At 65.4% G+C, this 9,434-nt stretch carries 10 protein-coding genes and 1 pseudogene; 6 read left to right on the forward strand and 5 right to left on the reverse strand.

From position 1 onward, the window contains the following. Positions 1-32: 32 nt before the first annotated feature. The 4 genes from ACLP4W_RS14750 to ACLP4W_RS14765 all read left to right on the forward strand — a co-directional run bounded on the left by ACLP4W_RS14750 (position 33) and on the right by ACLP4W_RS14765 (position 3,136). The gene (locus tag ACLP4W_RS14750; RefSeq protein WP_442387090.1) at positions 33-314 is read left to right on the forward strand and encodes a phosphoribosyl-ATP diphosphatase; all 282 of its coding nucleotides are present in this window, start codon (positions 33-35) and stop codon (positions 312-314) included. 2 nt (positions 315-316) lie between these two features. Next, positions 317-1,180: an ATP phosphoribosyltransferase gene (hisG, locus tag ACLP4W_RS14755; protein ID WP_442387073.1), complete on the forward strand. Its 864-nt coding sequence runs from the start codon at positions 317-319 to the stop codon at positions 1,178-1,180. 106 nt (positions 1,181-1,286) lie between these two features. Then, the gene (locus ACLP4W_RS14760) at positions 1,287-1,769 is read left to right on the forward strand and encodes a DUF4126 domain-containing protein (protein WP_442387075.1); all 483 of its coding nucleotides are present in this window, start codon (positions 1,287-1,289) and stop codon (positions 1,767-1,769) included. Further along, entirely contained in the window at positions 1,766-3,136 is a 1,371-nt protein-coding gene (locus ACLP4W_RS14765; protein ID WP_442387077.1) for an FAD-containing oxidoreductase, read from the forward strand. Before ACLP4W_RS14760 ends, ACLP4W_RS14765 begins: the two co-directional genes overlap by 4 nt. Here ACLP4W_RS14765 and ACLP4W_RS14770 read toward each other — a convergent pair. After that, complete coding sequence (locus tag ACLP4W_RS14770; RefSeq protein ID WP_442387079.1) at positions 3,133-3,972, reverse strand: RecB family exonuclease; 840 nt, start codon at positions 3,970-3,972, stop codon at positions 3,133-3,135. The two genes, ACLP4W_RS14765 and ACLP4W_RS14770, sit on opposite strands and share 4 nt — an antisense overlap. 73 nt (positions 3,973-4,045) lie before the next feature. Here ACLP4W_RS14770 and trmI point away from each other — a divergent pair, with 73 nt between their 5' ends. Continuing rightward, on the forward strand, positions 4,046-4,888 hold the full coding sequence (gene trmI / locus ACLP4W_RS14775; RefSeq protein ID WP_442387081.1) for a tRNA (adenine(58)-N(1))-methyltransferase TrmI: 843 nt from the start codon (positions 4,046-4,048) through the stop codon (positions 4,886-4,888). Positions 4,889-4,919: 31 nt separating this feature from the next. Here the strand turns inward: trmI and ACLP4W_RS14780 are convergent, their stop codons facing one another. Further along, positions 4,920-5,213, reverse strand: coding sequence for a DUF503 domain-containing protein (locus ACLP4W_RS14780; protein ID WP_442387083.1), 294 nt, complete (start codon positions 5,211-5,213; stop codon positions 4,920-4,922). A 7-nt stretch (positions 5,214-5,220) separates the two neighbouring features. Continuing rightward, a complete protein-coding gene (locus tag ACLP4W_RS14785) occupies positions 5,221-5,850 on the reverse strand; it encodes a hypothetical protein (protein WP_442387085.1) in 630 nt (209 codons plus the stop codon). A 285-nt stretch (positions 5,851-6,135) separates the two neighbouring features. On the opposite strand from ACLP4W_RS14785, the gene arc reads away from it, so the two are divergent. After that, entirely contained in the window at positions 6,136-7,965 is a 1,830-nt protein-coding gene (gene arc, locus ACLP4W_RS14790) for a proteasome ATPase (RefSeq protein WP_442387087.1), read from the forward strand. A gap of 59 nt (positions 7,966-8,024) precedes the next feature. On the opposite strand, the gene ACLP4W_RS14795 is transcribed toward arc, so the two are convergent. Both ACLP4W_RS14795 and ACLP4W_RS14800 read right to left on the reverse strand, forming a co-directional pair. Continuing rightward, positions 8,025-8,630, reverse strand: coding sequence for a hypothetical protein (locus ACLP4W_RS14795; RefSeq protein ID WP_442387089.1), 606 nt, complete (start codon positions 8,628-8,630; stop codon positions 8,025-8,027). Positions 8,631-8,678: 48 nt separating this feature from the next. Continuing rightward, positions 8,679-9,434 (reverse strand): annotated as a pseudogene (locus tag ACLP4W_RS14800) (hypothetical protein); the annotation flags it as partial.

The following is a 9,434-nucleotide window of genomic DNA, read 5'->3' on the forward strand; positions in this document are numbered from 1 at the left end:
GGCTAAACCGCCGTGACTTTGCTCGCCGCCACGTGAAACAATCGCTGGCCGTGAAGACCTTCGAGGATCTGTTCGCCGAACTCGGCGATCGCGCCCGCACCCGGCCGGCCGGCAGCGCCACGGTCGCCGCGCTGGACGGTGGCATACACGGGCTGGGCAAGAAGATCCTGGAGGAGGCCGGCGAGGTGTGGCTGGCCGCCGAACACGAACCCAAGGACGCGCTGGCCGAGGAGATCAGCCAGCTGCTGTACTGGACGCAGGTGCTGATGATCGCGCGCGGACTGTCCCTCGACGACGTCTATCAGAAGCTGTGAGCGTGTTGCGGGTCGCGGTTCCCAACAAAGGCGCGCTGAGCGAGCCGGCCACCGAAATCCTCTCGGAGGCCGGCTACCGGCGGCGCACCGACCCCAAGGACCTCACCGTCATCGACCCCGTGAACAATGTCGAGTTCTTCTTCCTGCGGCCCAAAGACATTGCAATTTATGTCGGTTCGGGAGAGCTCGACTTCGGCATCACCGGGCGCGATTTGGTGCTCGACTCCGATGCGCCGGTGCGCGAACGCCTGGCACTGGGTTTCGGGTCGTCCAGCTTCCGGTACGCCGGGCCCGCCGGCCGCAACTGGACGACGGCCGACCTGGCCGGAAAGCGGATCGCCACCGCCTATCCGAATTTGGTCCGAAAAGATTTGGCCGAAAAGGGCATTGAAGCAACGGTCATCAGGCTCGACGGAGCGGTGGAGATCTCCGTCCAACTCGGGGTGGCCGACGCCATCGCCGACGTGGTGGGATCCGGTCGCACCCTGAGCCTGCACGACCTGGTGGCCTTCGGTGAGCCGCTGTGTGATTCGGAGGCGGTGCTGATCGAGCGCTCCGACCATGGCAGCCACGACGAAAGCGGAGCCGTCACGGCGCGCGATCAGCTGGTGGCCCGGGTACAAGGGGTGGTTTTTGGCCAGCAGTACCTGATGCTCGATTACGACTGCCCCCGCTCGGTATTGGACAAGGCCACGTCGATCACGCCTGGACTGGAATCACCAACCATCGCCCCGCTGGCCGACCCGGACTGGGTCGCGATCCGCGCACTGGTGCCCCGCCGGGGCGTCAACGAGATCATGGACGAGCTCGCCGCTATCGGCGCCAAAGCGATTTTGGCTTCCGACATCAGGTTTTGCCGGTTCTAATCACCGGTCCGGCTGTGTTAGCGTCCGCCTAGGGCGATTGCCCGCGTTGCCTTGATGGGCCGTCACCCTGATCGTCGCCGGGCTATTCGTCCCTCAGGAGGATCTCGTGACACACATGCTTGTTTTGCTGATGGCTTTGTTGATCGGTGTCGTCGCCGGGTTGCGTTCGCTGACCGCTCCCGCCGTGGTCGCCTGGGCCGCCTTCCTCGGCTGGATCAATCTGCATGCCACGTGGGCATCCTGGATGGCCAACGTCATCACGGTGGTAATCCTCACCATTCTTGCCGTCGCCGAACTGGTTACGGACAAGCTCCCCAAGACGCCGGCGCGCACCTCGCCGCCGGGGTTCGGCGCGCGCATCGCGACGGGCGCATTTTCGGGCGCGGTCGTCGGCGCCGCATGGCACTACACATTTAGCTCACTGGGCGCCGGCCTTATCGGCGCCGTGCTCGGCACCCTGGGCGGCTATCACGCCCGCAGGGGGCTGGTGGCTGCCGTACGTGGGCGGGACTTGCCGATAGCGCTGCTGGAAGATGCCGTTGCGATCTTGGGCGGATTCGCGATCCTCGCGGCGACGGCCAACTTGTGACGGAGCGTTTCGACGCGATCATCGTTGGTGCCGGGCAGGCCGGTCCTCCGCTGGCGGGCCGGCTGACTTCGGCCGGTCAGCGGGTTGCGATCGTCGAGCGCAAGCTGATTGGCGGCACCTGCGTCAACAACGGGTGCATCCCGACCAAGACGCTGGTGGCCAGTGCGCACGCCGCGCAGCTGGCGCGTCGCGGCGCGGAATACGGCGTCGCAACCGGATCCGTCGGCGTGGACATGGCGAAAGTCAAGGCACGCAAGGACGGCATCATGCTCAAGGACCGCGAGGGCATCGAGAGCTGGTTGGACGGCATGGACGGCTGCACCGTCTGTCGCGGTCACGCCCGTTTCGAAAATCCGCACACCATCCGGGTCGGTCAAGACCTGCTGCACGCCGACCGGATCTTCCTCAACGTTGGTGGCCGCGCGGTGGTGCCGGACATCCCGGGACTGTCCGATGTCGACTTCCTCACCAACGTGTCGATCCTCGAACTCGACACGCTGCCATCACATCTCGTGATTGTGGGCGGCAGCTACATCGCGCTGGAATTCGCGCAGATGTACCGGCGCTTCGGGGCCCGGGTGACCGTCGTGGAGCGGGGGCCGCGGCTGGCGTTCCGGGAAGACGAAGATGTCTCCGCCACCATTAAAGAGATCCTGGAGGCCGAGGGGATCGACATAGTCCTCGGCGCTGACGACATACGGATCACCAAGCAGAACAAGGGCTTTGAGCTGACGCCCAGTGCCGGCGCCACCCCGATTGAGGGCAGCCATCTGCTGATGGCGGTGGGGCGGCGGCCCAACACCGACGATCTGGGTCTGCAGGCGGCGGGTATACAGACGGACGCCCGCGGCTACATCGTGGTCGACGACGCGCTCAAGACCAACGTCGACCACATTTGGGCGATGGGCGACTGCAACGGCAAGGGCGCCTTCACGCACACGTCGTACAACGACTTCGAGATCGTCGCCGCCAACCTGCTCGACGACGATCCGCGCCGGGTGAGCGACCGCATCAGCACCTACGCGCTCTACATCGATCCGCCGCTGGGGCGTGCCGGCATGACCGTCGACCAGGTCCGCGCGTCGGGCCGCAAGGCGCTGGTCGGCAAGCGTCCGATGACCCGAGTCGGTAGAGCGGTGGAAAAGGGTGAGACGCAAGGCTTTATGAAGGTGGTGGTCGACGCCGACAGCGACGAGATCTTGGGGGCCGCCATCTTCGGAGTCGGCGGCGACGAGGCGATTCACTGCATTTTGGACGTCATGTCGGCCAAGGCGCCGTACACCACGTTGTCGCGGACGATGCATATCCACCCCACCGTCAGCGAGCTCATTCCCACCATGCTGCAGGAGATGTCGCCCCTCGACTAGCCGGCCAGTAACTGCTCGGGCCATCCGGGGTAGGGTGGCGGCGTACCGCCGAACACCGGACAGTGCTGCTGGTGGGGGCACCAGTCGCACAGCCGGGACCGGCTGGGCCGGAAATCGCCTGTCTGCGCTGCGGATTGGATGGCGCGCCAGATCGCCATCAACGTCTTCTCGAAGCGCAGCAGCTCGTCATGGTCGGGCGCGTAGTCCAATACCTGGCCATCGGCCAGGTAGATGAGCCGCAGCCGAGCGGGCAGCACACCGCGTGATCGCAGTAGCGCCACCGCATAGAACTTCATCTGGAACATTGCCTTGAACTCGGCCAGTGCTCGCGCGGCGGGCGGCGCCTTACCGGTCTTGTAGTCGACCACCCGCAGCTCGCCGGTGGCGGCGACGTCGATCCGGTCGATGAAGCCACGCAGCAGCGTGCCGTCGGCGAGTTCGACCTCCACGCGCTCTTCGCAGCATTGCGGATCGAATCGGGTCGGGTCTTCGAGCCGGTAGTAGCCGGAGAGCAACGCGCGGGCCTCCGCCAGCAGTTGGGTTTGCTGCACGGGGTCCAGTTCGCCGGCCAGGTCGGGCTCTGCGGCGATCACCCGGTCCCATGCGGATTCCACGAGCGACCTCGCGGTGTCGGGGCCGCGCAGCACGGCGGGCAGGCCGTAGAGCTGCTCCAGGGCGGAATGCACAACCGACCCGCGCAGCTGCGCCGCCGACGGTGCCTCGGGCAATCGGTCGATCGCCCGGAACCGATACAGCAGCGGGCATTGTTTGAAGTCCGCCGCCCGCGACGGTGACAGCGCCGGCCGTCGCGTGCGCGATTCCGGCCGGTCGGTCATGACCGCAGCCTAGGGCTGGGCGCCGACAACCCCGAGCACCCGCTACGGCGAGTCGGCTGGCACGCTGGACGGCGTGTCCGCAACCGGCCCGTTCACCGTTGGCGAGCGCGTCCAGCTCACCGACGCCAAGGGCCGGCACTACACGATGTCGCTCACTCCCGGCGCCGAGTTCCACACCCATCGCGGCGCGATCGCACACGATGCCGTGATCGGGCTGGAGCAGGGCAGCGTGGTCAAATCCAGCAACGGCGCGCTTTTCCTGGTGCTGCGCCCGCTGCTGGTCGACTACGTGATGTCGATGCCCCGCGGACCACAGGTGATTTACCCCAAGGACGCCGCTCAGATCGTGCACGAGGGCGACATCTTTCCGGGTGCTCGCGTGCTGGAGGCCGGAGCCGGATCCGGCGCGCTGACCTGCTCGCTGCTGCGCGCGGTCGGGCCCGAAGGGCGGGTGGTCTCCTACGAACAGCGCGCCGACCATGCCGAGCACGCCCGTCGCAATGTGGCCGTGTTCTTTGGCGGGGTGCCAGACAATTGGCAGCTGATCGTCCGCGACCTCGCAGACTCCGATTTGCCCGACGGCTCCTTCGACCGGGCCGTGCTGGACATGCTTGCGCCGTGGGAGGTACTGGAGGCGGTGTCGCGGTTGATGGTCGCCGGCGGGGTGCTGATGATCTATGTCGCCACCGTCACCCAACTGTCGCGGGCCGTGGAGGCGCTTCGGGCTCAGCAGTGCTGGACCGAACCGCGGGCCTGGGAGACGCTGCAACGCGGCTGGAACGTCGTCGGCCTGGCCGTACGGCCGCAGCATTCGATGCGCGGGCACACCGCGTTCTTGATATTTGCGCGACGGCTCGCTCCCGGCGCCATTGCCCCCGCGCCACTGGGGCGCAAACGCGAGGGGCGCGACGGCTAGACCCGGGATAGCGCGTGGCAGCTAAGCCGGGTTAGTCCTCGCTGCTTAGCAGCGAACGTCGTACCGACAGCAGCTCGAACTCCGGATGTGCCGCCACCAGGCGTTCGGCCGCATCGAGTACGTGGACGGCGTGGCTGCGGTCGCTGGACACCATGGCCACGCCGATGCCCGCCCGCCGATACAGATCCTGCAAACCGGTTTCGGCGGCCGACACGCTGAACTTGCGCTGCAGCTCGGCGACAACGGGACGAATCACCGATCGCTTCTGTTTGAGTGATCGCACGTCGCCCAGCAGCACGTCGAACTCGAGCCAGCCGATCCACATGTCGCAATCAGCCAGAGGGGCCAGAGGGGGTGGTAGGCGGGGCCTGGCTAGGGGCCGGAGCCGGCGCGGGTGCGGGTTGGGGTGAAGGGGCCGGGCTGGGACCCGGAGTCGTCGCTGCCGGTGAGTTGCCCAGGGCCAACAGCATTTCCGCAGTTCGCCGGGACAACTGCAAACCCCCTTGGTAGGGCACGAACTCCATTGGGAATGTGAAGTTTTTGTTGTTCGCTTGGGCGGTGTTGACGGTGATCGTGGCCATCACATGGGAGGGATTCTTATCCGACCAGGCGACGTTGTTCGCCGCGAAGGTCAGCGGCAGGTAGCCGTTGTCGCGCAGCGCGTTGATGAACTTGTCCAGGGTGCCCGCGTTATCGGGGGTCGCGCCTTCGATGAGGTTCACCTTGTTGATGCCCGGAACGTTCGGGTCGGCGAGCCGGTTCAGCACGTCCGTGAGGCCTTCGGGCGCGGGCATGGGAGTAGTCGGGGGCGCCGCGACGATGAGCGGAGTCGACGTGGCGGGGACCGCCGACGAGGGAGCCGACGACACAACCCGGGGTCCGCTAGACGAACATCCCGACAGCGCGAACACCGCCACCGTTGCGGCGGTGGCCGTCAACGTTAGGGTCAGGCTTCGGCGCATCCGGTCGGGCCCGGGTTATCCGCCCACGCCCACCGTCGGGCCAACGGGTGCAATGGAAGTCACACCTTCGGCCGCGGCGCCGACGACGGCGACGCCGGCGAAGCCTGTGGCGAGGGATTTTGCGGTCACGGCGGCCCTTTCGATCAGCCCGATTCGTGGCCGAGATTACCAGCGGGACATAATTCTTAACTTTTCGTGGGCATTTGACTCCGCACATCTACCGGCAATCGCCGGTAGCGTTGTAAGGATCTACCGCATCATTTCGGGGCGGGAAAGGAGCGCAACATGGGTGACTCAGAGCGTTCTGAAGCATTCGGTAACCCCGGTGAAACTGGCATGTCCAGCGGCGATGCTGCCGAATTGGAACAATTACGCCGTGAGGCAGCGGTGCTGCGCGAACAACTGGAGCATGCGGTTGGATCGCACGGCAACACTCGTTCCGCCCGCGATGTGCATCAACTCGAAGCCCGGATCGACTCGCTTGCGGCGCGCAATTCCAAATTAATGGAAACTCTTAAAGAAGCCCGCCAGCAACTGTTGGCGCTGCGGGAAGAAGTGGACCGGCTGGGGCAGCCGCCCAGCGGCTACGGCGTCCTGCTGTCCGCACACGACGACGAAACGGTCGACGTGTTTACATCGGGTCGCAAGATGCGCTTGACGTGCTCGCCGAACATCGACGTCGCGTCGCTGCGGAAGGGCCAGACGGTCCGGCTCAACGAGGCCCTGACCGTCGTCGAGGCCGGCACGTTCGAATCGGTCGGCGAGATCTCCACTTTGCGTGAGGTGCTCAACGACGGTCACCGGGCACTCGTCGTCGGTCACGCCGACGAGGAACGCATCGTGTGGCTCGCCGAGCCGCTGGTCGCCGAGGACTTGCCGGACGGCGTTCCCGACGCACTAAACGACGACACCAAACCCCGCAAGCTGCGCCCTGGCGACTCGCTGCTGGTCGACACCAAAGCCGGCTATGCCTTTGAGCGCATCCCCAAGGCCGAGGTCGAAGACCTGGTGCTGGAAGAGGTGCCCGACGTCAGCTACCAGGACATCGGTGGTCTGACGCGCCAGATCGAGCAGATCCGCGACGCCGTCGAGTTGCCGTTCCTGCACAAGGAGCTCTACCGCGAGTACGCGCTGCGCCCGCCCAAGGGCGTGTTGCTCTACGGCCCGCCGGGCTGCGGTAAAACCTTGATCGCCAAGGCGGTGGCGAACTCGTTGGCCAAGAAGATGGCCGAGGTGCGTGGCGACGACGCCCGCGAGGCGAAGTCGTACTTCCTCAACATCAAGGGCCCCGAGCTGCTGAACAAGTTCGTCGGCGAGACCGAGCGGCACATCCGGCTGATCTTCCAGCGGGCCCGCGAGAAGGCGTCGGAAGGAACGCCGGTCATCGTGTTCTTCGACGAGATGGACTCGATCTTCCGCACCCGCGGCACCGGGGTCTCTTCGGATGTCGAGACGACGGTGGTCCCGCAGCTGCTCAGCGAGATCGACGGCGTGGAGGGACTCGAGAACGTCATCGTGATCGGCGCCTCCAACCGTGAGGACATGATCGATCCCGCGATCCTGCGGCCCGGCCGTCTCGACGTGAAGATCAAGATCGAGCGGCCCGATGCCGAAGCGGCGCAAGACATCTTCTCGAAGTACCTGGTCGAGTCGCTGCCGGTGCATGCCGACGACCTCGCCGAGTTCGACGGCGACCGTTCGGCGTGCATCAGGGCGATGATCGAAAAGGTCGTCGAACGGATGTACGCCGAGATCGACGACAACCGGTTCCTGGAGGTCACCTACGCCAACGGTGACAAGGAAGTCATGTACTTCAAGGACTTCAACTCCGGGGCGATGATCCAGAACGTCGTCGACCGGGCGAAGAAGAACGCCATCAAGTCGGTGCTGGAGACGGGTCAACCGGGGCTGCGCATCCAGCATTTGCTCGACTCGATCGTCGACGAGTTCGCCGAGAACGAGGACCTGCCCAACACGACCAACCCCGATGACTGGGCGCGGATTTCGGGCAAGAAGGGTGAGCGGATCGTTTACATCCGCACCCTGGTCACCGGCAAGTCGTCGAGCGCGTCGCGGGCCATCGACACCGAATCCAACCTGGGTCAGTACCTGTAGGACCGGCCACCGCGACACTTGCAAGTTTCAGCGCACGTGCCCGGCCCGAAAGCTCGCGGTCAGTCGGTCTCGAGCGAGTAGCTGTTGGTCAGGTTGTCCTGCAAAACCTGGGCGGCCTCGGTCGTGGTGTCCACCCGCAGTTCGCTGGTGAGCACGCGCGGCTGGTAGTTCCACCCCTCCGGCAGCTCGAGCCGGCTGGCCAGCCCGCGCAGGTCAGCTCGCGATAGGTTGGGGTCCACGACCTGGCTCCAGGTCTGCATGACCCAGCGCCGTCCGCGGGGGTCGATGAATTCGTAGACCTCTTCGCCGGCGTTGAAGACGAAGACAGTATTGCGGCTCACTTTGTTGACGGTGTAGGGCGCGGGGTTCATCGACGACAGCAGCACCATGGCCTGCTGGATCATCTCGATCCCTCCGAAGGTCTTGGTGATCTGCGGGCCTTTGGGCTGCTTTTCGATGGCGTTCATCAGCCAGTAGCGCGGACCGTTTAGCAACGCGGTGGCAGCACCGTTTTCGGCGGCGATCGCCTGAGGGTCGAGCGCGGACCACAGCTCGGCGGGACAGTCGTTTAGCGGGAAGCTGTTGTAAACCGTCGCCTGTGGACCGGCCTCGCCGGGGGTCACGAGAAGCACTTCGCCGTAACGCTCTCCAGCTATGTCGGTCACTAGTTCACACGCTTCCTCATCGACGCGGCGGCGGACACCAGGGTGAAATTAATCACTGCCCTCGTCGGCGTCAACTTCACACGCTGACACCGCGACGGCGCCGCGGTAGCGGTTGCGCGCGACCAGCGTGGTGTGCAGGTCGCCGATCAGCGGGTCTAGGAAGGTGGAGCGGTATTCGGCGTCGCCCGCAGCGCGGGCGCTGATGTACATGAACGTCAACGCGCCGAGAAACAGGACCATATGGATCAGCGAATCCGGCACCGGCAGCGTGAATCCCAGCACCGTCGCGGTGCTCCTATAAGTGTGGGTCCATTCGTTGAGCAGCGATGGACTGAGCACGATGAGCCCCAGAATCAAGTAGATGCCGGCGGTGACCACCGCCACCACCAGGATCTGCGCCAGTTGCGAGGCGGCCAGCACAAAGACCACGTTGGAGCGTTCGGCCCTTTTGAGCGGCGTGCAGTCAGGGGTGTCCGGCATGGTCGCGAAGGGCGTATCGGCAAGCCTTTCAGTGTCTTTGGGCAGGACCGTAGTCGACTGCAGCATCGGCCTAACCCGATCCCGGGTGGCGGAGATGACGAAGGCCGCGGCGATGGAAACCAGAAATGCCATTGCCAGGCCCAGCCGGTCGCCGCTGATCGTCGTGGCCATAAGCCAGACGTAGCCGTTGAAGAACACCAATGCGGTCAGCAGAACCACCGGTAAGGCCCGGACAGTCAGGGCGCCGACGGTTGTCAGGTGCGACAGCATCATGCGCACCGCCCATCCGATCACCGAACCGACGCCACAGCCGGTCAGTATCAG

Source organism: Mycobacterium sp., assembly GCF_052145595.1.
In the GTDB taxonomy this organism is placed as follows: Bacteria; Actinomycetota; Actinomycetes; order Mycobacteriales; family Mycobacteriaceae; genus Mycobacterium.

Coding starts and splice junctions, on each gene's coding strand:
- ACLP4W_RS14770 (WP_442387079.1), bottom strand. CDS start 3,972: ATGACCGACCGGCCGGAATCGCGCACGCGACGGCCGGCGCTGTCACCG.
- ACLP4W_RS14780 (WP_442387083.1), bottom strand. CDS start 5,213: ATGTGGATCGGCTGGCTCGAGTTCGACGTGCTGCTGGGCGACGTGCGA.
- ACLP4W_RS14785 (WP_442387085.1), bottom strand. CDS start 5,850: ATGCGCCGAAGCCTGACCCTAACGTTGACGGCCACCGCCGCAACGGTG.
- arc (WP_442387087.1), top strand. CDS start 6,136: ATGGGTGACTCAGAGCGTTCTGAAGCATTCGGTAACCCCGGTGAAACT.